Annotated in this window: 18 protein-coding genes and 2 pseudogenes; 9 read left to right on the top strand and 11 right to left on the bottom strand. The window is 64.6% G+C overall.

Translation table 11 applies throughout. The features are described 5' to 3' along the window. Positions 1 to 7: 7 nt before the first annotated feature. The 3 genes from ACQP1T_RS19625 to ACQP1T_RS19615 form a co-directional block, all read right to left on the bottom strand. Positions 8 to 739: an aquaporin gene (locus ACQP1T_RS19625; RefSeq protein WP_433754506.1), complete on the bottom strand. Its 732-nt coding sequence runs from the start codon at positions 737 to 739 to the stop codon at positions 8 to 10. Then, positions 736 to 1,113 (bottom strand): ArsR/SmtB family transcription factor, encoded by a 378-nt coding sequence (locus ACQP1T_RS19620; RefSeq protein WP_433754505.1) that lies wholly within the window; start codon positions 1,111 to 1,113, stop codon positions 736 to 738. Before ACQP1T_RS19620 ends, ACQP1T_RS19625 begins: the two co-directional genes overlap by 4 nt. A gap of 63 nt (positions 1,114 to 1,176) precedes the next feature. Next, complete coding sequence (locus ACQP1T_RS19615) at positions 1,177 to 1,689, bottom strand: ArsI/CadI family heavy metal resistance metalloenzyme (RefSeq protein ID WP_433754504.1); 513 nt, start codon at positions 1,687 to 1,689, stop codon at positions 1,177 to 1,179. 98 nt (positions 1,690 to 1,787) lie between these two features. Between ACQP1T_RS19615 and ACQP1T_RS19610 the strand changes: the two genes are divergently transcribed. Further along, positions 1,788 to 2,147 carry an Rv2640c family ArsR-like transcriptional regulator gene (locus ACQP1T_RS19610; RefSeq protein ID WP_433754503.1) on the top strand — a complete coding sequence of 120 codons (360 nt, stop codon included), beginning with the start codon at positions 1,788 to 1,790 and terminating at the stop codon, positions 2,145 to 2,147. 91 nt (positions 2,148 to 2,238) lie between these two features. On the opposite strand, the gene ACQP1T_RS19605 is transcribed toward ACQP1T_RS19610, so the two are convergent. From ACQP1T_RS19605 to ACQP1T_RS19585, 5 genes and pseudogenes are all read right to left on the bottom strand, one after another. Beyond that, positions 2,239 to 4,698 carry an FHA domain-containing protein gene (locus tag ACQP1T_RS19605; RefSeq protein ID WP_433754502.1) on the bottom strand — a complete coding sequence of 820 codons (2,460 nt, stop codon included), beginning with the start codon at positions 4,696 to 4,698 and terminating at the stop codon, positions 2,239 to 2,241. 304 nt (positions 4,699 to 5,002) lie between these two features. Next, entirely contained in the window at positions 5,003 to 5,125 is a 123-nt protein-coding gene (locus ACQP1T_RS19600; protein ID WP_433754501.1) for a hypothetical protein, read from the bottom strand. A gap of 133 nt (positions 5,126 to 5,258) precedes the next feature. Then, the gene (locus tag ACQP1T_RS19595; protein WP_433762262.1) at positions 5,259 to 5,648 is read right to left on the bottom strand and encodes a hypothetical protein; all 390 of its coding nucleotides are present in this window, start codon (positions 5,646 to 5,648) and stop codon (positions 5,259 to 5,261) included. A gap of 30 nt (positions 5,649 to 5,678) precedes the next feature. Then, a pseudogene (locus ACQP1T_RS19590) lies at positions 5,679 to 5,868 on the bottom strand (hypothetical protein); the annotation flags it as partial. 427 nt (positions 5,869 to 6,295) lie between these two features. Then, positions 6,296 to 6,550 (bottom strand): annotated as a pseudogene (locus tag ACQP1T_RS19585) (ArsR/SmtB family transcription factor); the annotation flags it as partial. A 58-nt stretch (positions 6,551 to 6,608) separates the two neighbouring features. Here ACQP1T_RS19585 and ACQP1T_RS19580 point away from each other — a divergent pair. Beyond that, positions 6,609 to 7,325, top strand: coding sequence for a hypothetical protein (locus ACQP1T_RS19580; RefSeq protein ID WP_433754500.1), 717 nt, complete (start codon positions 6,609 to 6,611; stop codon positions 7,323 to 7,325). A 66-nt stretch (positions 7,326 to 7,391) separates the two neighbouring features. On the opposite strand, the gene ACQP1T_RS19575 is transcribed toward ACQP1T_RS19580, so the two are convergent. Continuing rightward, positions 7,392 to 8,009, bottom strand: a complete 618-nt coding sequence (locus tag ACQP1T_RS19575; RefSeq protein WP_433754499.1) for a TetR/AcrR family transcriptional regulator — start codon at positions 8,007 to 8,009, stop codon at positions 7,392 to 7,394. 184 nt (positions 8,010 to 8,193) lie between these two features. Here ACQP1T_RS19575 and ACQP1T_RS19570 point away from each other — a divergent pair, with 184 nt between their 5' ends. The 6 genes from ACQP1T_RS19570 (at position 8,194) to ACQP1T_RS19545 (ending at position 16,988) form a co-directional block, all read left to right on the top strand. Next, a complete protein-coding gene (locus ACQP1T_RS19570) occupies positions 8,194 to 8,958 on the top strand; it encodes an SDR family NAD(P)-dependent oxidoreductase (protein ID WP_433754498.1) in 765 nt (254 codons plus the stop codon). Between the two features lie 186 nt (positions 8,959 to 9,144). Next, positions 9,145 to 9,366: a hypothetical protein gene (locus ACQP1T_RS19565; protein WP_433754497.1), complete on the top strand. Its 222-nt coding sequence runs from the start codon at positions 9,145 to 9,147 to the stop codon at positions 9,364 to 9,366. A gap of 192 nt (positions 9,367 to 9,558) precedes the next feature. Continuing rightward, a complete protein-coding gene (locus ACQP1T_RS19560; RefSeq protein ID WP_433754496.1) occupies positions 9,559 to 11,655 on the top strand; it encodes a hydantoinase/oxoprolinase family protein in 2,097 nt (698 codons plus the stop codon). After that, positions 11,652 to 13,958 carry a hydantoinase B/oxoprolinase family protein gene (locus tag ACQP1T_RS19555; RefSeq protein WP_433754495.1) on the top strand — a complete coding sequence of 769 codons (2,307 nt, stop codon included), beginning with the start codon at positions 11,652 to 11,654 and terminating at the stop codon, positions 13,956 to 13,958. Before ACQP1T_RS19560 ends, ACQP1T_RS19555 begins: the two co-directional genes overlap by 4 nt. Further along, positions 13,955 to 15,496 carry a class I adenylate-forming enzyme family protein gene (locus tag ACQP1T_RS19550; protein WP_433754494.1) on the top strand — a complete coding sequence of 514 codons (1,542 nt, stop codon included), beginning with the start codon at positions 13,955 to 13,957 and terminating at the stop codon, positions 15,494 to 15,496. Before ACQP1T_RS19555 ends, ACQP1T_RS19550 begins: the two co-directional genes overlap by 4 nt. Then, entirely contained in the window at positions 15,480 to 16,988 is a 1,509-nt protein-coding gene (locus ACQP1T_RS19545; RefSeq protein WP_433754493.1) for a flavin-containing monooxygenase, read from the top strand. Before ACQP1T_RS19550 ends, ACQP1T_RS19545 begins: the two co-directional genes overlap by 17 nt. A 918-nt stretch (positions 16,989 to 17,906) precedes the next feature. Here the strand turns inward: ACQP1T_RS19545 and ACQP1T_RS19540 are convergent. Both ACQP1T_RS19540 and ACQP1T_RS19535 read right to left on the bottom strand, forming a co-directional pair. Further along, the gene (locus ACQP1T_RS19540; protein WP_433754492.1) at positions 17,907 to 19,367 is read right to left on the bottom strand and encodes a PQQ-binding-like beta-propeller repeat protein; all 1,461 of its coding nucleotides are present in this window, start codon (positions 19,365 to 19,367) and stop codon (positions 17,907 to 17,909) included. 533 nt (positions 19,368 to 19,900) lie between these two features. Beyond that, positions 19,901 to 20,833: an NADP-dependent oxidoreductase gene (locus ACQP1T_RS19535; RefSeq protein ID WP_433754491.1), complete on the bottom strand. Its 933-nt coding sequence runs from the start codon at positions 20,831 to 20,833 to the stop codon at positions 19,901 to 19,903. Positions 20,834 to 20,955: 122 nt separating this feature from the next. On the opposite strand from ACQP1T_RS19535, the gene ACQP1T_RS19530 reads away from it, so the two are divergent. Continuing rightward, on the top strand, positions 20,956 to 21,375 hold the full coding sequence (locus ACQP1T_RS19530) for a winged helix-turn-helix transcriptional regulator (protein ID WP_433754490.1): 420 nt from the start codon (positions 20,956 to 20,958) through the stop codon (positions 21,373 to 21,375). Positions 21,376 to 21,491: the final 116 nt, after the last annotated feature.

Genomic DNA, 21,491 nt, shown 5'->3' with positions numbered 1-21,491 from the left:
CGACCTTTCAGTCGGTGATGGCGGCGGTGTCGTGGGGCACGACGGTGTTGTCGGCGGCCGTGGTGCTGGCCGGGTAGAGGGTGGGGATGAGTGCGAGGCCCAGGAGTGCGCCCAGGATTTGAGCGGCGATGAATCCGGGGGCTGAGCTGGGGGCGATTCCGGCGAAGGTGTCGGTGAAGACACGTCCGACAGTGACCGCAGGGTTGGCGAACGAGGTGGAGGAGGTGAACCAGTAGGCCGACCCGATGTAGGCGCCGACCGCTGCTGCCGAGAGTGTCGCGCGGCCGGATCGCGCGAGAGCGAAGATAACCGCGATGAGTCCGGCGGTAGCGACGACTTCTGCGAGCAGGTGCCCGCTGGTGATGCGGTGATGGGTGGAGATCTGCAGCGCGGGTTGGTCGAACATGCCGTGGGCGAGGATCGCACCCAGGACGGCGCCGACGATCTGGGCGGCGATGTAGCCGCCCAGGTCTGGGCCGGTCAGTCCGGTGCCGTGGCGGCGGCCGAGTAGCCAGTGCGTGGCGGAGACGACCGGATTGAAGTGGGCTCCGGAAACGGGCCCGAAGACCAGGATCAGTATCGCGAGCCCCAGCACGGTGGCGGTGGAGTTTTCCAGCAGCTGTAGTCCGGCATCGTTGGGTGAGAGTTGCTGGGCGGCGATGCCGGAGCCGACGACGATGGTGACCAGCACGGCGGTGCCGAGGAACTCGGCCAGCAGCCGCCGCAGATGCGCGGTCATCTGGCGACCGCTGCAGGGGCGGTGATGTCGAGTAGGTGCGACAGCTGTCGCAGCGCGGCGGGTTCGATGCGGTAGTACACCCACGACCCGCGCCGCTCGCTGCTGAGCAGCCCGGCTTCGCGTAGCACCTTCAGATGGTGGGAAATGGTGGGCTGGCTGACGTCGAAACCTTCCGACAGGTCGCAGACGCAGGCTTGCTGCCCGGCATGACTGGCGACGACCGATAGCAGCCGCAACCGGACCGGGTCCGACAACGCCTTGAAGATGCTGGCCAGCTCCGTGGCGGCGTCGGTACTCAGTGGTTGGCGGACCAGGGGCGTGACCTCACACGGTGGTGAGTTCACGCCGATGAGCGGTAACTGCGGTTTCGACACCTATCGATATTGATGACTATCGAATCAGTGCGCAAGCGAACACCTGGTGAACCCGCCCGGGGGTTAGTTGCAGCAGGTGGCGCCGGAGGCGATGGCTTCCTCCTTGGCCGTGGGACTGCAGCACGTCCCTTCCGTTGCGGGGTCCTCGGCGGTGCCGCAGCAGGCCTGGACGGCCTCGGCGTCCCCGAGTTCGGGTGCGGCTCCGAAGCTGTCACTGTCGGCCAGGACGGTGTAGACCTCCCAGCGCTCGGTGTCGGGCGCGGTGACCCAGACTTTGTCCTGGGTGGCGAAGCAACAGGTCGTGGCGATCTGCTCTTCGGTGAACAGCCCGGCCTCGGAGAGGCGGGCGATCTCGGCGTGCACCTGGTCGGAGGTTTCGACCTCGACGCCGAGGTGGTTGACGCTGCCGCCGTGGCCGGGGTTTTCGATGAGCACGAGTTTCAACGGCGGCACGGTGACGGCGAAGTTGGCGTAGCCGGGCTTGCGTTTGGCGGGCTCGGTGTTGAACAGGGTCGAGTAGAACCGCACGGCCGCGTCGATGTCGTCGACGTTGAGGGCGAGCTGGATGCGGGACATGACTACCTCCACTTGTGTGACATATATCGAAGAACCAGTTCGATGCCGAGTCTGCCACCTTTTCGACATATGTCAATGAAGTCGGTAGAGTCGATCATATGCCCAAGGCACTGCCCGTGATCGACATGTCCGCTCCCGTCTGCTGCCCGCCGGTCGCGGCCCTGCCGATCGACGACGATGCCGCACTCGCAGTGGCGCTGCGGCTCAAAGCGATCGCCGACCCGGTGCGGGTCAAACTGCTGTCACTGCTGCTGACCAGCGCGCCCGGCGAGGAGAACGGCGGCGACCTCGCCACAGCGGTGGGGCTGTCGGAGTCGACGGTCAGCCATCACCTCGGCCAGCTCCGCAAGGCCGGGCTCGTCGAATCTGAACGTCGCGGGATGAACACCTTCCACCGCGCCCGCCGAGACGCCCTAGCGGCGCTGTGCGTCGTGCTCGACCCCAACTGCTGTCGCTGAACATCGCCTGCGTGCCGTACCCGTCGCCGACCAGGACACCGAGCGCAGCCGACCAGTACGAGCGCCGCAGGCTGCTCCGTGATTGTCGGCGTCAGATCCGCGCTGGGCGGGCGCCGCGCCGCCGTGGCCGCAGCTGGTACAGGCGATACCAGGCCAGCGTGAGGAAGACGGCTGCTAGAGCAGCGACGACGCCCATGTCGAGCAGCCACGTACCGAGGGTGTGTTTCCAGAGCGGGTCGGGTCCACCATCGTGCGGTGAGAGAGTGTCCAGGTCGAGACTGGCCGCTCCAGCGCCGTAGCCCCAGCGCGACGGCGACAGGTAGGACAGCTGTTGCAGAACGGGCGTGCCGGGCAGCCGCACCAGACCGCCGGTGAGCACGAGTTGCGCCATCGACAGCACGATCAGCAGCGGCAGTGTCTTTTCCGAGGTGTTCACCGACACCGACACCAGCAAGCCCATCGCCAGCGACGCGATGCCCAGCAAAGCCATCGCCAAGATCAACTCCACCTCGACCGAGGTGAATATCCCTTTCGGCGGGAAACTCTCACCAATGGTGCCGATCAAGAACAACACCACCGCCTGAAGGATGGTGATCACACCCAAGACCAGCAGTTTCGACACCAAATAGACTCCGGCCGACAGGCCTGCCGCGCGTTCTCTGCGGTAGATCGTCTGTTCCTTGACGATCTCGCGAATCGAGTTGCCGGTGCCGACGAAGCATGCACCGAATATCAAGATCATGAGCTTGGTCGGGGCGTCGGTGTTGGTTCCCGGTGCCCCACTGAACCCCGCGCCCGACGGGATCGCAGCGATCAAACCGCCCAGCAGCAGCGGCATCACGCCGAGCAACGCCAGATAGCTGCGGTCCGAGGCAATCACCGCCAGATAGCGCCTGCACAGGGTACTGAGCTGGCTGAGCTTGGACTGCGGCGCGGGCGGCGGTGCCGGTGTATGTACTTCCGTCGGGCCGACGTCGTCGGTCGGCGCGACCGCCACGTAGTTATCGAAGCGTGGCGAATTCCGGAATTCACCGGCCCAGTCGCGGCCCTCCTCCCGGTCGAATGCTTGGAACACCTCGGCCCAGCTGCGCTGCCCGAATTCCTGCAACCCCTCTGCGGGCGGTCCGTAATAGGCCAGCCTGCCACCGGGCACCAGGACCAAGAGGCGGTCGCAGGAATCGAGATTCGCCACGCTGTGCGTGACGACGATGACGGTACGCCCGTCGTGGGCGAGTTCGGACAGCATTTCCATGACCGTCTTGTCCAGGCCGGGGTCGAGGCCGGAGGTCGGTTCGTCAAGGAACAGCAGGGACGGTTTGGTCAGCAATTCCAGTGCGACGCTTACCCTTTTGCGTTGCCCACCCGAGAGCCGATCGATGCGGGTATCGGCGTGCCGCGCCAAACCCAGCTCGTCGAGTACCTCGTCGACCCGCTGCTCGCGCTCCTCGGCTCGCGTATCACCCGGGAAACGCAGTTCGGCCGCGTAACGCAGCGCGCGTCGCGTCGGAAGCTGGTTGTGCAGGATGTCCTCCTGCGGGACCAGCCCGATCCGGTGCCGGAGTTCGTCGTAATCGGTGTACAGGTCGCGTCCGTCGTAGTGGACCGTCCCCTCGGTCGCTGGCCGCAACCCGGTGACCGCGCCGAGCAATGTCGACTTGCCCGCTCCGCTGGGTCCGATGACCCCGACAAGTGAGCGCTGCGGGATGGGGAAGGTCACCTCGTCGAGGAGAACTTTGCCTTCCGGTGTCCGCACGATGAGGTTTTGCACGCAGACCGAGATGTCACCGGTGTCGACGGACTCGCGCAGCTCGTTGCCGACGAGCCGATAGGTGGTGTGTCCCATGCCGATCAAGTCGGATTCGGACAGGTCGGCGGCGTCGACCCGGTGGCCGTTGACGTAGGTGCCGTTGTGGCTGTCGAGGTCGACGACTCGATACCTGCCTTCGGCGATCACCTGCAGTTCGGCGTGATGGCGAGAGACCATGAGATCGGGCACGACGATGTCGTTATCGCCAGCGCGCCCGATCCGCAGCTTGCCCGAGACGATCCGGACCACCGCGCTGGGGCGGGCGGCCGGAAGCGAGGACCGCGACACTCGCCGCGGCAAGCCCGGCTCGAACTGGGTGACCGTGGCGTCATCGTCGATGTCATAGCCGGGATCCGGGACAACCATCGTGTCCCCACCGAAACCACCATCGGTCTCGGGCTCGGCTCCGAGTGAGATTTCCAGCGAGCAGAACAACTGCTCACCGTCCTTGGCGTGACCGAGCTGGAAGGTCTCGTCGTGGTCGATCACCATCCGCTCGACGCGATGACCGTCGAAAAAGGTGCCGTTAAGGCTGTGCGCGTCCTCGATTTCCCAACCGCGCGATCCCCGCTCCAGCACGGCATGCAACGTCGAAACACGCGGATCGGTGACCACAATATCGGCGGCCGGATCGCGGCCGATATTGTATGCACCTCCGGCGCGTAGCCGATAGACGCGTTCTCGCGTCTGCACCACAAGAACCGGCGACTCGGAAAATTCCGTGGAGGACTGCTCATCCGCCATAACGGGAGTATACGACCGCACCGAACTATCGCGACGACAATCGGCGACAATCACCCTCTCGCAGTGCCCGCTTGATCCAGTTTCGCAGCCCAGGTTACACCCGCCTGACCAGCGCAAACCCGTTCCAGCGACGGAGAGGTAACCACATTCGACCGTGCGGAATCCGCAACGAAGCCATACGACGGCCAGGCCGGAGAAGAACACCGATGGAATTTTCGATACGAATCCGATAGAACCCGATGCAAGATCGAAGCCGAATATTTCCAAATTTGTTTCCGCAACGAATTTTGTTACGTCCCATATTTCACGTAGGCCAACCGATCAGATGAACGCGACCGGTGATGTCCCGCAATGTTTGCTTGTCCACGTCGCCGGACAGCGACACGATCGGGTATTCCTCGACCTCGACGTGAACCCCTTCTGGCACATTCTGGTCTCTCGACACTCTTAGATGGTTCCGAGCACTGAAGGTTGACATCCGGGCCGGGAGGTTCGACGTCGAATCGCTTTGTCTTCGCGGTCACGGCACCGCTGGGATCGTGTAGGCCGGTCCGGGTGGTTCAGCCGACGGGGAGTTTCACCACCCGATCGTTACCCATGTCAGTGACGTATACTGTGCCCGCCGTGTCGACCGCCACACCGGTAGGCAGGGTTACGCCGGTAAACGGCAGAGCAGTCTGTGACGAGTGGGCCCCGCCGATAGGTGCGGGCGAATTGCCACCGCCACCTGAATGCCGTAGGACACCAATGATCACCGCTACGGCAGCCAGTATCGCAACCGCGGCCCCGGCGGCGAGCAGCCCGGCGGTCTTGGGCGACAACCTGATTCGCCGCCCACGGCGCGCAGCCACGACCCCGGTGGTGCCGACCGCGGAATCGCCCACCGCGGCGTGTGCCGCCGCGGCCAGCTCGCGCACGGACTGGTAACGATCGTCGGGATCTTTGGCCATTCCCTTGGCGATGACCGCATAGAAGGCAGTCGGGATATCGGGTGTAGTGGTGCTGGGTCGCGGCGGCGGGGTGTACAGGTGATGGGCGATCACGCCCTCTATTCGGTCGTCGGCGGCGTGGGCGATCCCTGATGTTGGAGGGTTTGACATCGCGGTGCGCCAGCCCGGCGTCGTGGGCCGCCTGCAATGCACCGGCCACCTGGGAGATGATCGCCACAGCCACTCACACCGCGTGCAATCAGCCGAAGAACCACATGTTGACGCATCGAACACGATCCGCCCGCTCGTCGCCGAAACACCCATCGAGACGAACCACCGACAGATGTGGAAAGAGCAGGCTCACAACAGGTTTCGCGAAATCATCCAACACCACGAACTTCGTCTATATCCGATCCTCCTGCGCGACAGCGGATCGACACCCACCCGATCATCAAATTCCGGCCAGACCCATTATCACGTGTCCGCTAGCAGACCGCGCTCAGGAGTTCGTGACGTCTTGCGATTCGCGCTAGGTCCGCCCCTGGGTGCCGAAGGCACGAACCTGCGGCAACCGGACTAGAACCGTCACGCCACCGCTATGCAGACCGCCAGCGCGGTCCCGACGAACTCCGCCAGCAGCCGCCGCCCCAGCGCCGGGACACGCGATGTCATGCGGTCGCGGTCACGGGCTCGACCCCAGCGGTGACCAGAACCGCCAAAAGACGGTGCAGCACTTGCGGGATCACCCAGTAATAAACCCAGGTACCGCGACGCTCGTAGTCGATGAGCCCGCCCTCACGCAACACCTTCAAATGGTGCGAGATCGTCGGCTGGGACTGCTCGAACTGCGGGGTCAGCTCACAGACGCAAACCTCCTCACCAGGGCGCGACGCGATCAGCGACAGCAGCCACAACCCGTACGGGACATCACCCGGCCGGGTCTCCAGGGCACGCGGGGTCCAGATCTGAGAAATCTGGCGTATGGCGAATCACGTTCTGACTGGCGGTGATTCGTGCTGCGCCCGCATCCTGCTTGCCCGCCACGGCAACGGGCTGCAGCAACTCCCGCCACAGCTCGGCCCCCATCTCGGCGAGGCCAATCTCTCCGTCAACGTGATCATGGCGGAGATGCTGGAGAGCACGTTGTGGACCTACTCAGCCTGGACCGACAAGTCCACCATCTATACATATGCGAGCGCGGAGCCGCAGAGGTCGACCGTCGCACGCAAGCGAAAGGTGATGCGGGAGGCCACTTTCGTATTCTTCAGCGCACCAACCGACGAGTTGCCCATGTCGCGGGACGAGATCGCCGCCGGATTGCCACGCAGCGCGAGGCGACACGATCGGGACCTCAGACACACTGATCCCGAACGCACCTGCATGCAGAGCAGCCAGTCCCCCTCAGTGCATCAGCTTCAAGACCGAACTCCACCCCCTTGTAACCGCACTCACAAATGCGATCGACCGCCAACGCCACTGAGCGCGCCCATCCCCAGCCTCCCCGCAACAATCTGGAAACCGCCAGTGCTGTGCAACCGCGACCGTACGATCCCATCTGCCCTGCAGCGACTATTCATCACGCATGCCGACGAAGCCTTTCCGGACAATCCGACCCGGGTGATCGAGCTCGAGTCGTCGCATTCACCGTTCCCGTCGATGCCCGTGCGGGCCGCGGAGATCATTGCCACCATCCCCTGAGCTGCGGGCGGTATATCGACTACCAGGCAGCCAAGTGGCGCTCGGGCCCCAAGGCTCGAGCATCACTCAGGTGCGCACGGACCGGTCGCGGGCGCCGAGTGTGGACAGCACGATCTCGATGTAGCGGTCGATGAGCTCGTCGAGACCGAGCGGCCCCGACGGGGAGAACCATTCCCGGATCCCGTTGAGCATGTCGAGTATCGCCAGGGTGGTGACCGCGACGTTGTCGGTCGCGAACTCGCCGCACCGGCAACCCTCCTCGATGACCTCTTGCACCGCGTCGTGGTAGGCGCGCTGCAGCTTGATGCCTTGTTCTTTGTTGGCTGGATCGAGTGCGTAGCGAATCGGGTTGCCGATCAGGAGTTCGGGCCGACGGGCCTGGCTGAACTCGATGTGCAGGCGCACCACACGCCGTATCCGTTCCGTCGGGCTCAGTGAACGGTCCCGCAAGGTGGGGACGGTCGCGTCGACGAAGTCGGTCATGAACCGGGACACGATCGCGTGCAGGATGTCCTGCTTGTTCATGAAGTGGTGATACATGGTCGAGGAGGAGATCCCGACTGCCTCGGCGATGTCGCGGATAGAGGTCGAGCCGTACCCACGCTCGTAGAACAGATGGCTGGCACTGTCGAGAATCCGCCCGCTGAGCACCGGCCCTTCATCAAGGGACTTCTTCCTGGCCACCTGCAACCTCCCGCGCGAGTGCCGACTTCTGCCGCACCATGCCTCCATCCTATGTGTCGATCAATTGATCGGTGCAATCCGCCCGAAGTGGTTGACGGCTCCGTGTGACCTGCATTATGTTTATGTCGATCAATTGATCGACATAAACGGGCTGGTAACAGCATGTAGGACAAGGTGGTCTGACATGGAGGACTTCAATTCTGGCTGGTCGACAGTGCCGTCGGCTGGGAGCCGGATTGTGGTGACCGGTGCAGCCGGTGGCCTCGGGCGAGTCCTCACCGCAGCGCTGGAACAACTCCACTGCGAGGTGGTCGGCATCGATCAACCGGGCACCTCCGGCGCGTCCAACGTCCGGATGGTCGAAGCCGATCTCACCGACAACGACGCTGCGCGTCGGGCCGTCGAGCAGGCGATGTCAGCGCTCGGCGGCATCGACGCGGTAGTCGGCGCGGCGGCCGTCGTCGATACCGTGCACGCAGCCGCGACGTTCGCGATGGACGAGTTCCGAGCGGACATCGAAGCCAATCTCGTCGCGCAGTTCGCGGTTGCGCAAGCGGCGTATCCGGGGTTGACGGCATCGAATTCGCCGTCGATCGTCTTCGTTTCCTCGCTCGCGGCACTGGATGGACTGCCCGGGCAAGTTTCGTACGCGGCCGCGAAGGCCGGTCTTCTCGGCATGACCAGGACGCTGGCGGCAGAGTGGTTGGGTGTCGGCATCCGCGTAAACGCCGTCGCGCCAGGGCTCTTCGCCACTCCGAAGGTGTTGGCGATGCCTGCTGGTGCGCGTGAGCGCCTGCTCGCGGGAGTCCCGATGAAGCGCCTGGCCACCGTCGGGGAAGTGGTTGGTTCGGTGTTGTATCTGCTCTCCCCTGCCGCGGGGTACACGACCGGCGAGGTGCTTCGCCTCGACGGCGGTTCCAACCTCAACTGCAGCGGTTTGTATCGCTGATGTCCTAGTGCCTCGTCCAGAAAGGGTGAGCGGGTAGGTCAGGGTCGCTGCATGATCGTGGGCTTGCCGCTCACGGAGGCAGCGTCGTGATCGGTGAGCCAGCGATGTTCGTCCGACCGGTGACTCCGAGGGAAGGCCGGGAGCTGAAGGATTGCCAACTTGTGTTGCCCGAGGAGGCGATATGCCATGACCGTCGAAGGACCGTTCCCATCCGAGGGTGATGTGCACCTACGGATCTGGCTGGCCGACCTGAACTTCGACTACACGACCACTGCGGTGGTGGCCCGTAATCTGATCCGCGATTGGGAGCGAAAGCATTGGTGCACAATCGAATTGATCCGCGATTTCATCGAGGGCTGTCGGCTGTTGCCACGTCTGCCATGCGAACGATTGTTCCGAGGGCCGTGACCAGCAGCGCCACATGCCCGGCAGGTCGGGTGATCAGCGAGCCCGCTGGGCGTCGAGATCGGCGTCGTCGCGACCACGGTCGTTACAGAAGTCCAGCCCCGTTCTTCCTATCACGGATCAACGTTTCCAGATGAGGCACTAACAGCCGTTCGGCGCTATGCGGGCGGCGATTCGATAGATCCAGGAGTGAACATGTACTACATCGGCGTAGACATCGGCGGCACATTCACCGACTGTGTGCTGGTCGACCACTACGGCAACCATCGCACCGCGAAAGCCTTGTCCACGAAGGACGATCCGGTGGCAGGAGTCATGGCGGGCATCGAGCGGCTGGCTGAGGAACTAGGGCTCGACCTGCAGACATTGCTGGCGCGCACCTCGCGGTTCGGCCACGGCACGACGATTGGCACTAACGCCGTGCTCGAACGTGCCGGCGCACGTGTCGGGCTGGTGGCGACGGCCGGTCACGGCGATGCGCTGACGATGATGCGCGGGTCCGGGCGGGTGGCCGGCCAGCCGATCGAGAACGTCTTCGCCGTCCACGGCACGCGCCTTCCGGAACCGCTGATCGTCTCGGGCGCCGTCACCGAGGTACACGAACGCATCGATGCCCGAGGCGCCGTCGTCGTCGAACTGGACACCGAGACCGCTGTCCACGACATCACACGGTTGATCGCCGAGCACCAGCTCGACTCGATTGCGATCTGTTTGTTGTGGTCGTTCGCCAACGCCAAACACGAACTCGCCCTCGTCGAGGCGTTGACTGCGGCCGCGCCTGGTGTGTTCGTTTCCAGCTCGGCCGCGGTCACGCCGCGGTTGGGCGAATACGAGCGAACCGTCGCCACAGTCATGAACGGCTACGTCGGTCCCGCGTGTTCACGGTATCTGGGACGGTTGGCGCATCGGCTCGAGCAGTCCGGCCTGACCGAGCCGCTGCTGGTCATGCAATCCAACGGAGGAGTGCTCCCGGCGACGGCCGCCACCACCACGTCGCTGGGCACGATCGACTCGGGCCCGGCCGGCGGTCTGACTGGAGTCGCGACGCTGGCGCAGGCCTATGGCCACGATCGTGTCGTCGCTACCGATATGGGAGGGACGTCGTTCGACATCGGGCTGGTAATCGACGGTAAACCGGTGATGGCCGAGGACAACGTCATCGACCAGTACACCTACCGGCTGCCCCATCTTGCGGTGAAAACGATCGCCTGTGGTGGGGGCACTGTAGCCAGCCTCGATGAGGCAACCGGCGGTCTCCGGGTCGGGCCGCAAAGCGCAGGCTCGGAGCCCGGGCCCGCCTGCTACGGGCGCGGAGGTACCGAGCCCACCGTCACCGATGCCGATGTCGTACTCGGCTTCCTGCGGCCGGAGGCATTCCTCGACGGCCGGATGCCGCTGGACCGAGAGGCGGCCGTCGCGGCCATAAGCCGACTGGCCACGCGACTGGGCTTGTCGGTGGAAGCTACCGCCTCCGGCATTCTCGCCGTGAACAACATGCGCGCCGCCACCGCTATCCGCCAGCAGACCCTCGAGCGCGGCCACGACCCCCGTGACTACGTGCTCTACTCCTACGGCGGTGCGGGCCCGGTGCACGCGTTCGGATACGCGGCCGAGTCCGGGGTACGCGAGGTGATCATTCCGCTCGGCAACGGCGCATCCACCCTGTCCGCTTACGGCATCGCCTCCGGTGACGTGGTTCTTTTCAAGGAACTCGAGCGCAGCCTGTCAGCGCCGTTCGAGGGCGCGCACGCCGCCGCGCTGGCCGCTGGCATTGCCGAAATCGAAGCAGCGGCACGGACCGAATTGGCTGCGGCCGGATTCTCGGGCGCCACCGTGACAATCGAGATCGATGCGCTCATGCGATTCCGTGAGCAACTGATGCACAGTCTGGAGATCCCGATCGCGCTCCCCGCCGACAACCAGACCGGCACGGCTCTGGTCGATGGGTTCAACGCCGAGTACATCCGCAGGTACGGCTCGGGCGGGACCGCGATGTTTCAAGCCATCGAAGTATTCGCGTTCCGAGCTCGAGCCGCGGTCGCTTCCGCGATACCGACTCCGCAGCAAAACTCAGGGGCACCGGTGACCGTCGCGCAATCCGACGTCTATTGGCCAGAACTCGGCTGGACCACCACCGATGTTTATGGCGGTGTGCCGGTGCAACCGGTGACCGGCCCGGCACTGGTCGAACTTCCCCACACCACGATCGCCGTTCCGGCAGGGGCGACCCTGTCCGTCGGCTTGCGACACGAACTCCGCTTGAAGCTCGAGACCTCGAAGGAATCGGAATGACCGCCTCTACCACCCCCACCACCGTTGTTTGGGACGGAATCGCCCGCGGCTACATCCCCCCGTTGGAGCTTCGGATATCCGACTCGGTGCGGCTGCACACCACTGCTGTAGACGATGTCGACCCGGTGACGTTCGAGGTCATCCGCTACTCGCTGATGAATATCAACCTCGAGCACGGGCAGAACCTGCAGCGCCTGTGTGTCTCGCCGGTCACGATGATCACCCGCGACTTCCAGCCCTCGATCCTGACCCAGCACGGCGACGTCGTCTTCCTCGGGCCGTATCTGCAGTACTTCTCCATCGCGCAATCGCTGACCACCAAGTGGATACTGGAGAATCGCGCGGCCGATCCCGGCATCGCCCCCGGGGACATGTACCTGTCCAACGACCCATTCGTGGGTTCGCCGCACCAGCCCGACGCCGTGGTCGCGGCCCCGGTCTTTGTCGGCGACGAACTGTTCTGCTGGGTCTCCAATGTCCTGCATCACAGCGATGTCGGTGGCTCGGTGATGGGCAGCTTCTGTGTCGACGCCACCGACCTGTTTCTCGACCCACCGGCCTTTCCACCGTTCAAGCTGGTCGAGCGCGGGCAAGTACGCCCCGACCTCGAGCAGATGTTCCTGCGTCAGTCCCGCGTGCCGACCAACGTGCACATGGACCTGCGGGCGGCGATCTCGGCCAGCACCGTCGCCGTCGACAAGATCACCCGCCTGCTCGAGCGCTACGGCGCCGACGCCGTCAAGGCGGTGATGAACCGCGTCTTGGACGCCGGGGAGAAGACCATCGCCGAACGGCTGGCGAAGATCCCCGACGGGACCTGGTCACACCGGATGTACGCTGAGGCCGCCGCGACCGGTGACAACGCGACCTACGTCTACCAGACCACTATTCGCAAGGTCGGCGAGCACCTCTATGTCGACAACCGCGGCACCGACTCGCAAACCGGCTCGATCAATGTGACATATTCCGGATTCGCCGGATCATTCCTCGCCGCACTGACGGCCTCCCTGACCGCCGATCTGGCCGGCGCCTACGGCGGTGTGTATCGGCGAGTGCACTTCGAACCGGTACCGGGCACGTTGTCGTGCGCCGATTTCCCTGCAGCGGTCAGCCCGGCCGGCATGTACACCATGGAGACGCTGATCAGTCTCGCGGGTACCGTCATCGCCAAAATGCTGGCCTGCGCGCCCGCGGAGATCGCCGAGCTGGCGATCGGTCCTGCCCATCCCGCGTTCTACGCCCTCATCACCGGCGGCGCCACCGCCGACGGCAACCCGTTCATCGGCACCAACGCCAACAACATGATTGGTTCGCTCGCCGCTACCCCGTCCGGGGATGGTGTCGACTTCGGCGGCCACTTCTGGATCCCGGAGGGCACTGCCAGCAATGTCGAGGAGCTCGAACTGCTGTGGCCGATGCTCTACCTGTATCGACGCGGCTTGCCGGGTGGCGCCGACGGAGCCGGTCGTTATCGAGGCGGACGCGGTTTCCTGGAATGCTCCATCCCGTGGGGTGTCCCCGGCCTCGGCGCGGCCGTCTATGTCGACGAGTCGTTCCCGAAGGTGGTGGGCCCATTCGGCGCCAACCCGGCATCGGTGGGACACTTCCGCCTCAAGCACGGGTCCGATGTCCGTGCCAGTCTCGATGCCGGGCGGATTCCGCAGGACTTCGCCGCGGTGGCCGGGACCTCGGAGCGCATCGAGGCCAAGGGGCCCGCGCTGATGGTCGGCGCCGACGGCGTCTGGGAATGGACCGGTGCCAACGCCGCAGGCTTCGGCGATCCGCTCGCGCGCGAACCCGAGCAGGTAGCCGCCGATATCGCCGTGGGCGTGCTGCCGCTGGCGGCCGCCGATCGGGTGTACGGCGTCGTGGTGACCGAATCCGGCGCCGCCGACCTGCCCGCCACTCTGGCCCGCCGCGCCGAACTGTTCGGCCAACGGCTGGCGGCCGCGACAGCGCCGCAGGCCGTGCGCACCGTGTCCGAGGACAGCGCGCTGCACGTGCTCGGCGGCGAGCTCGCCGTGGTCGAACACGACGGCCGAAGCCATTTCGCGACGGCGACCGGGCGGGCGCTCCTCGGCCCGGTCGACGGGAATTACAAGCAGCATTGCGCGGTCCTGGACCGCCCGGTGCACGAACTCGGACCCGAGTACGCCACGGCCGAACAACGCGCGGGTTTCGCCATCCGTTTCCGTGAATACCTGTGCCCGATCACCGGACTGCGGGTCGAGACGGAGATTCTGCGAGACGGGGACGAACCAGTTCACGACATCGCGCTTGCGGTTTCGGGGCGGTGGGAATGAGCACCGCCACACTCCCTGCGACACTGCTGGACGTCGCACGGATCCACGCCGATCGCGAAGCCCTGGTAGACGGTGACATCCGCCTGACCCATGCCCAAGCGCTGCAGGCCGCCGCGATAGCGGCGATGCGGCTGATCGCCGCCGGCATCGGGCGCGGTGACCGCGTCGCGATCCTGCTGCCCAACGGATGGCGTTATGCGCTCACCTACTTCGGCGCACAGCTCGCCGGAGCCGTTGTCGTACTGGTCAATACTCGGCTGTCGCAGCCAGAGCTCGAACACATACTCACCGACAGCGGCGCCGCCCTGATCGTGACCGACGACAAACTCGAGGAACGGCTGCCCCCGTCGTTCGCCGATCGAATCGTGCGGTCCGACGAGCTGACCGCGCTGCCACAGCCAGGGGCCGACATCCCCGACCCGGAAGACCTGCCAGGCCGCGACGTTCAACCCGACGACGTCGCGCATTTGCTCTACACCTCCGGAACCACCGGGCGGCCCAAGGGCGCGATGCACACCCACGCCAATCTGCTGTTCAATGCGGTTACGGTGCGCGAGCAATTGGGGGCGGGCCCGCGGGAACGGACGCTGATCGTGGCACCCATGTTCCATGCCACCGGGACCGTGTCCCAGTTGATCGGCTTCTACACCGCAGGTGGTTGCTGCGTATTCACACCGGCATTCAAAGCCGCGGCAACGGTGGAACTCATTGTCCGCGAAAAGATCACGGTCTTCGCGGGCGTCGCGGCGATGCTGCGGCTGATACTGCTGCAAGCCGAGGAGACGGCCTCGGATCTGTCCGCGTTGCGGCTGTTCGTCATGGGCGGCTCCCCGGTGCCGACATCTTTCCCCGCCGAGGTCGGTCGACGGCTACCCGGGCTCATGCTGGCCAATGTGTGGGGCCTGACCGAGGCCACCTCGATCGTCACCTACACCCAAGGCGAGGACTATCTCGCTCACCCCGATACCGTCGGAACCCCGGTCAGGGGAATCGAGGTCGCCGTTTCGGTCGATGGCGCTCCACCCCGGCACATCCCCGATGCTGTCGGCGAGTTGTGCGTACGCGGCCCGCTGGTCACCAAAGGATATTGGAACAACCCCACCGCTACCGCCGCCACTGTCGTGGATGGTTGGCTGCACACCGGCGATGTCGGGACCGTTGACGCCGACGGATACGTCAGGGTTTTCGACCGGCTCAAGGACATGATCATCCGCGGTGGCGAGAACATCTACAGCCTGGAAGTGGAGACCGCTCTCCTATCTCATCCCGACGTCGACGAGGTCGCGGTGGTCGGGGTGCCGGATCCCGTCTTCGACGAGCGGGTGCGCGCGGTCATTGTGGCGCGACCGGGTTCAGTACCGAACCCTGCTGAGCTACGCGCACATGCGGCAAAGCTGTTGGCCGACTACAAGATTCCGGTGGAGTTCCAGTTTATCGGCGAACTTCCTCGCAATCCGTCGGGAAAAGTACTCAAACGTCAGCTCACCGGCGACATGACGACGGACCCCGTGAAGGAAACCCATGACATCGCTGGCTGATCCGGCACCTACGCGTTCACAGCAGTCCGTGGAGGATACCGACACCATTATCATCGGCTCGGGTTTCAGCGGTCTCGGGATCGCCGCCTTACTCGATGACGCGGGTCTTCGGTCCTTCCGAATTCTCGAATCCGGCAACGATATCGGCGGTACCTGGCGCGACAACACCTATCCCGGATGCGCGTGCGACATCCCCTCACCGCTGTACTCGTTCTCTTTCGATCAGAAACCGGACTGGTCCAGGCTCTTCGCGAGCCAGCCGGAAATACTCGACTACCTGCGTGACGTCGCTCGCCGGCGTGGGCTCATCGAGCGCACTCGATTCGGGCAGACAGTGAAAAGAGCCCGATGGGTCGAGGACGAGGCACGCTGGGAGGTCACCACCGCCGAGGGCCAGCACTACCGTTGCAGGTTCCTCGTCTCGGCCGTGGGCCCTCTGCACCATCCGTCCTATCCCCAAGTGCGGGGAGCGCAAACGTTCGAAGGACCATTGTTCCATTCCGCGACCTGGCGCCACGATGTCGATCTGACCGGCAAACGGGTAGCGGTGATCGGCACCGGAGCCAGCGCGATCCAGTTCGTTCCCGCGATCGTCGATGACGTCGCAGCGCTGACGGTGTTTCAGCGGACACCGCCCTGGATCGTCCCCAAGGCCGATCGACCGCTGAGCGGCAACCATCAGCGAGCCGCGCGCTGGTTTCGGCCCTACCGCTGGTACGTGCGCAATCGGCTCTTCTGGATCCACGAGAATCGTGCCGCAGGCTTCGTCAGCGATCCAGCCGCCATGGCGCAAACGGCCGCACTCGCGGGTAGACACCTCGCGAGGCAGGTACCCGACGAGGAGCTGCGGGCGGCGCTCACACCGGACTACACCATCGGTTGTAAACGCCTGCTGATCTCCAGCGACTGGTACCCCGCGCTGTCGAAAAAACATGTCACCGTGCGCCGGGGTGGCATTCAGGAGATTCGTCCCCACACGGTTATCGGCGACGATGGACGCGAAGTCGAGGCCGACGTAGTGATCTACGGAACCGGTTTCGACGCCCAGAATACGATCCGCATCGAGATCTTGGGTGCGGGCGGCCGCACTCTCGCCGAGGCATGGGACGGCGGGAACCAGGCTTACCTGGGCACCGCAGTGGCCGGATTTCCGAATCTTTTTCTGATGGTCGGCCCCAACACCGGGCTGGGACACAACTCGCAGGTCTTCATGATCGAGTCGCAGGCCCGCTACATCATCGACCTGCTGCGCAAGATCCATCGCCGCGGGGTGCGGTCGGTGGCGGTGCGCCCAGAGGTGCAGGAGTCGTTCAACGAATGGCTCGACGGGCGCATGGTCGGGACCGTCTGGCAGACCGGCGGCTGCCGCAGCTGGTATCAGGATCCACGCTCGGGCCGCAACACGGTGCTGTGGCCGGATACCACGGTGTCGTTCTGGCGCCGTACACGACGCGCCCGGCTGTCGGACTACGACCTGGGAGCTCGGTTGTGATTCCCTTCGACGCCCGCGGGTCGGTCGTGGTCGTCACCGGCACCGCGAGCGGCATCGGTGACGCGCTGGCTCGCTGCCGTCGGCGCCGGCACGGCCATCGTCGCAACGGTAGGACCACCCGCCGAGGTCCGGCGAGCGAACCCCTTCGGTTCCCCCCGTGGAGCCAGGCGAACCAAGGCGATGACCAAGCTCCACATTCGTGGACCACACTTCTCAACTGAACGATCTCGTCCGGGTTGGGATGCGAGTCAGTTGCGCTGTCCTGGACCACACGACCCAGGACATTCAAATAAGCTGCAGGTCAGCCGCATAAACAAGGTTGGGGATATGGGTCAGTTCCCCCTCCGGACACAGACAGTACGCGAGGTCACCCACTCTACCTGCGGTTATGCAGGAGGGCGGGTGACTTTTTTTCGAGCCGAATGAACGCACAACCGCAGGTGGTGGACTGTGGGAATTCAATATGGGTTCAGCTGAGAGAACCCAGAGCGACCAGTATGTCGACCCGGCGGACCGTCGACCGTAATACGACGAATTTCCTTTCAGCTCTGCGGATATCGTCGAGGCCCTCCCCTTGCGATGCAACGCCGCTCGCCACACCGATCAGAAGGTGGCCTCGTGCAGCCCGTTCGCCCGCGGGAACCCGAACGGAACTCGAAGTGATCGTCCCGAAAGGACACCGACGCCCGAGATCGCGGTATTTGGTAACGAGCCGTTGAAATTGACCGCGGCCGTGCAACCCGTCTAGTCGTCGTTCTCCGCGTGGTTTGACGTCTTTGATGGCTTGGTACTTCTGGCCTTTCCACGACCCTCAGCCCTCGGTCGCATCCACGGCATTGGTGACGCGGTCCGCGAGAGTACTTGCAGCAGCCGCGCTCGGTGTGGGCCCGGCTCCGCCTCGAGCCGACCGGTGCGACATCAGGGCAGACCGTAGGCCAGCAGGACGTTGCCCGGCGCGCCCTGGGTGATCGGGTGCAAGTAGCCGGAGTTGGTGTATAGCATGCCGTTCGAAATGACTGCGCCGTTGCCGTTGAGCGAGCCGCCGGTGCCCGGCACCAGGTTCACGGTCGTGTAGGCACCCAACGTGTTCAGGTCCTCGAGGATCGCGCCGGTGTCGGCCGAGAAGACCCGCAGATGGCCGTCCACACTGCCCTCATAGACCAGACCGGGCGTCACGGATACCGCATTCGGCATGGCCCGACACTGCTGATCGACCAACTTGATGCCGGGCGGGCACAAGGTGGGCGGGTTCGGGGTGCTCCAGATGTGTGTGCCGTCGGCCGGGTTCAGGGCGAACAGAGTGCCCGGACCGGCCTGGTAAGTGGCGACGTACAGGCGTTTGCCGTCGTAGGCTGCACCCCACTGGATACCTTGCAGCGACTCGGCGCCCTGCACCGGCAGGGGCGTGGCTGGAGACGACAGCTGGGATTGCCAGATGATCGCGCCGTCCGTGGCATCGAGCAGGTGGTAGATGCCGCTCTTCTGACCCGCGCCGACGACTCTCCGACCGTTGATGGTGAAGATGTTCGGCTGAGTGCCGAAGTCGTAGTCGTGACCGGGATTCGGGCAGTTCCCTCCTGCCGGTGGCGTCAGGCAGCGGACGTTCCACGTGTCGTTCGGGGTCATCTGATGGTTCCAACGGACCGCCCCGCTCCCCAGGTCTAGCGCGGTGATCGCTTCCGCCCCGTCGGGCGTGCCGGTGTAGGGGTTTCCGGAGGTGTAGTACAGCGTGTTGCTCGCCGGGTCGATGGTGGGTGAGGACCAGACCGCCCCACCGCTGGGCGCTAATGCCGGCGTGCCCCCGGTCGGCTGCGGCTGCGGAATCGTGTAGTGCTGCCACTTGATACCGCCGGTCGTGGCATCGAGCGCTACCATGCTGCCTCGAAACGAGCAGCACTGGTAGGCGACGTTGACCGCCTGGCCCTCCTCCTGACTGGCGGTGCCCACGTAGACCGTGCCGTTGTACACCATCGGCGAGCTGGTAGTGATCGCCCATCGGTGCTGGTCGAGTTTGGTGCTCCAGCGTTTGGCGCCCGTCGCGGCGTCGAGCGCCCACAGGTTAGCGGAGTTGTCACCGAAGTAGACGGTGCCGTCCACGACCGCGATCCCGTCGCGCAACCCGTACGTGGGAAGATTCCCGAGGGTGGTGTGGGCGTCGAACGACCACTTGGTGGTGCCGGTCTTGGCGTCGAGGGCGTACAGCTTCCCGTCTCGCCCGCCGACGTAGAGGACTCCGCCGACCACTGCGGGCTGACTGGATGCGGCTTCAGCGCCGGGAAAGGCGAACGCCCACTTGAGTTTCAACGAACCGACGTTGAGGGGCGTAAGAGCGGTTTCGTTCGGGTTGTATCGCGAACCGGTCGGGTCGAACTGCCACATGGGCCAGTCTCCAGCGGGTGCCGCCGGAGACTGCGCGGAGGCGACAGAGGTGAACAATAGGACAACCGCGGCGAGTGGAAAGGAAGCGCGAAGTCGTAGCTTTCGGAGCCCGGCTGGGAATACGGCGAGAATGGCGGCGATTGCCTTGCTGTTCACGGTCGTACATCCGTTCACTAGCTGAATCCTTATTGACCCGCAGTCGATTTCGTCGCCGCAGGTGCACCGATATCGCCTACCCGGGTCCTGACCGGTGTCGGGAGCAGTGTATGAATGTTGTTGCTGTGGGGCAACGTTCTGGTTGCCACCGCGGCAGGTCGGCACCTAGTTGTTGCGGGTCAGGACGTTGTTGATGGCGGCCGGGGCAAGGTGTCGCGGTAGCGGTTGGGATTAACGCCGGTTGCTGAACGGAATTGCTTTCGGAAGTTGGCCGGGTCGCTGAGACCAACGGGATGCGGCGACGGCTGCGACCGGGAGGTCGGTGGTTTGCAGGAGCGTGGCGGCGCGCATTATGCGTTGCTCTTAAGGGGACGTGGTCACGCCGTCAGGACGATTTTGCCTTGCACGTTGCCTTGCTCGACCAGTTCGTGTGCCTTGGCGGCGTTTTCGAGAGGCAGCGTCTGCTGCACGTAGGGATGCAGCTTGCCGGACTCGACCAGCTGAGTGAGCGCCTCGAGCCCGACGACGTCGGGTTCGACGGAGATCCCGGCGAATCGAACACCAGCTGCCGCAGCCAGTTTCGGTAGGGCAGTGCTGGCCTTCTCTACCGCGGTCACAAGGATGCCGCCCTTGCGTAGAGTCGACAGCGAGCGTTCGGCTGTGCCACCACCGATGGTCTCGAGTACGACGTCGACATCGCGCACCACATCGACGAAATCGGTGGTGCGATAATCGATCAGCTTGTCGGCGCCCAATCCGCGCAAGAACTCGTGTTTGCCTGCGCTGGCGGTTCCGATCACGTACGCGCCGCGGGCCTTGGCGATCTGAACGGCCAGGTGTCCCACACCCCCACCGGCCCCATGGATCAGAACCCGCTGTCCCGCCTGTAGTTCCGCGATATCGACCAGCATCTGCCATGCGGTGAGCCCGGCCAGCGGGAGCGCGGCAGCCTCAGCATGGGTCAGACCACTCGGTTTGCGCACCAGCTGCCGTGACGGGGCCACCACGTACTCTGCGTATCCACCTGCCGCCTTGGGGAAATACGGCATTCCGTACACCTCGTCCCCCACCCGGAACCGGTTGACGCCGGGATCGACTTCTTCCACGACGCCGGAGAGGTCCCAGCCCAGGGTGAACGGTGGCTGCCCGATCAACGGGAAGGCGCCGGAACGGATTACCGGCTCTACCGGGTTGATGCTCACCGCGTGCACCCGCACCAACACCTCGGTCGCACCCGGCACCGGCCGGGGAACCTCGGCGACCTGAAGTACCTCTGGACCTCCGAACGAGTGTTGCACGATCGCGCGCATTGCCAAACCTCTTCTGTATCAACGGGTCTTGCTTCCGGAGCCGGATTTCCCGGCCCGGGGACAATCTTGGGCGCTAAGTAACCTGTTGAACAGTACGCACTCCGATGGTATATAGACACCTTATGGGTACTACCTCTGATCTGCGGTTTTATGGTGGAGCTGACGCGTATCTGGCGAAGTGTCCCTCGCGCACCATTCTCGACGTCTTGGCCAACAAGTGGACGATGCTGGTGATGGGTGCGCTGGCCGACGGGCCTGTGCGTTTCGGTCAGCTGCGGCGGCGCCTGGATGGAATCACCCAGAAGATGCTCACCCAGACATTGCGCAACCTGGAGCGCGACGGCTTGGTCACCCGCGCGCTCTATCCGACAGTGCCGCCGCGGGTCGAATACTCCGTCACCGAGCTGGGTCGCAGCGTTCTCGGGCTGCTGACCTCGATCCGGGTGTGGTCGGAGGTGAACATCAACGAGGTACTCAGCGCCCGATACGCCTACGACGAACGAGCAGAACACGACCCCGAACCAATCATCACAGCCTCCTGAATCACCAAGCCGGCCGCGGACCATGCGACGGATCCCCGTAGCGGAGCCGGGCTGGTCGCCGCCGATAAGTACGGTCCGGGATGCCGGTCAGTCGAGGTTCGGTTTTTCGCTACGCG

Source organism: Nocardia sp. CA-135398 (assembly GCF_050955845.1).
In the GTDB taxonomy this organism is placed as follows: domain Bacteria; phylum Actinomycetota; class Actinomycetes; order Mycobacteriales; family Mycobacteriaceae; genus Nocardia.
The sequence above is the reverse complement of the archived record's forward strand: the minus strand, read 5'-3'. Positions and strand labels throughout refer to the sequence as shown.

Coding starts and splice junctions, on each gene's coding strand:
- ACQP1T_RS19625 (WP_433754506.1), bottom strand. CDS start 739: ATGACCGCGCATCTGCGGCGGCTGCTGGCCGAGTTCCTCGGCACCGCC.
- ACQP1T_RS19615 (WP_433754504.1), bottom strand. CDS start 1,689: ATGTCCCGCATCCAGCTCGCCCTCAACGTCGACGACATCGACGCGGCC.
- ACQP1T_RS19610 (WP_433754503.1), top strand. CDS start 1,788: ATGCCCAAGGCACTGCCCGTGATCGACATGTCCGCTCCCGTCTGCTGC.
- ACQP1T_RS19605 (WP_433754502.1), bottom strand. CDS start 4,698: ATGGCGGATGAGCAGTCCTCCACGGAATTTTCCGAGTCGCCGGTTCTT.
- ACQP1T_RS19595 (WP_433762262.1), bottom strand. CDS start 5,648: ATGGCCAAAGATCCCGACGATCGTTACCAGTCCGTGCGCGAGCTGGCC.
- ACQP1T_RS19580 (WP_433754500.1), top strand. CDS start 6,609: ATGGCGAATCACGTTCTGACTGGCGGTGATTCGTGCTGCGCCCGCATC.
- ACQP1T_RS19570 (WP_433754498.1), top strand. CDS start 8,194: ATGGAGGACTTCAATTCTGGCTGGTCGACAGTGCCGTCGGCTGGGAGC.
- ACQP1T_RS19565 (WP_433754497.1), top strand. CDS start 9,145: ATGACCGTCGAAGGACCGTTCCCATCCGAGGGTGATGTGCACCTACGG.
- ACQP1T_RS19560 (WP_433754496.1), top strand. CDS start 9,559: ATGTACTACATCGGCGTAGACATCGGCGGCACATTCACCGACTGTGTG.
- ACQP1T_RS19555 (WP_433754495.1), top strand. CDS start 11,652: ATGACCGCCTCTACCACCCCCACCACCGTTGTTTGGGACGGAATCGCC.
- ACQP1T_RS19550 (WP_433754494.1), top strand. CDS start 13,955: ATGAGCACCGCCACACTCCCTGCGACACTGCTGGACGTCGCACGGATC.
- ACQP1T_RS19545 (WP_433754493.1), top strand. CDS start 15,480: ATGACATCGCTGGCTGATCCGGCACCTACGCGTTCACAGCAGTCCGTG.
- ACQP1T_RS19540 (WP_433754492.1), bottom strand. CDS start 19,367: ATGTGGCAGTTCGACCCGACCGGTTCGCGATACAACCCGAACGAAACC.
- ACQP1T_RS19535 (WP_433754491.1), bottom strand. CDS start 20,833: ATGCGCGCGATCGTGCAACACTCGTTCGGAGGTCCAGAGGTACTTCAG.
- ACQP1T_RS19530 (WP_433754490.1), top strand. CDS start 20,956: ATGGGTACTACCTCTGATCTGCGGTTTTATGGTGGAGCTGACGCGTAT.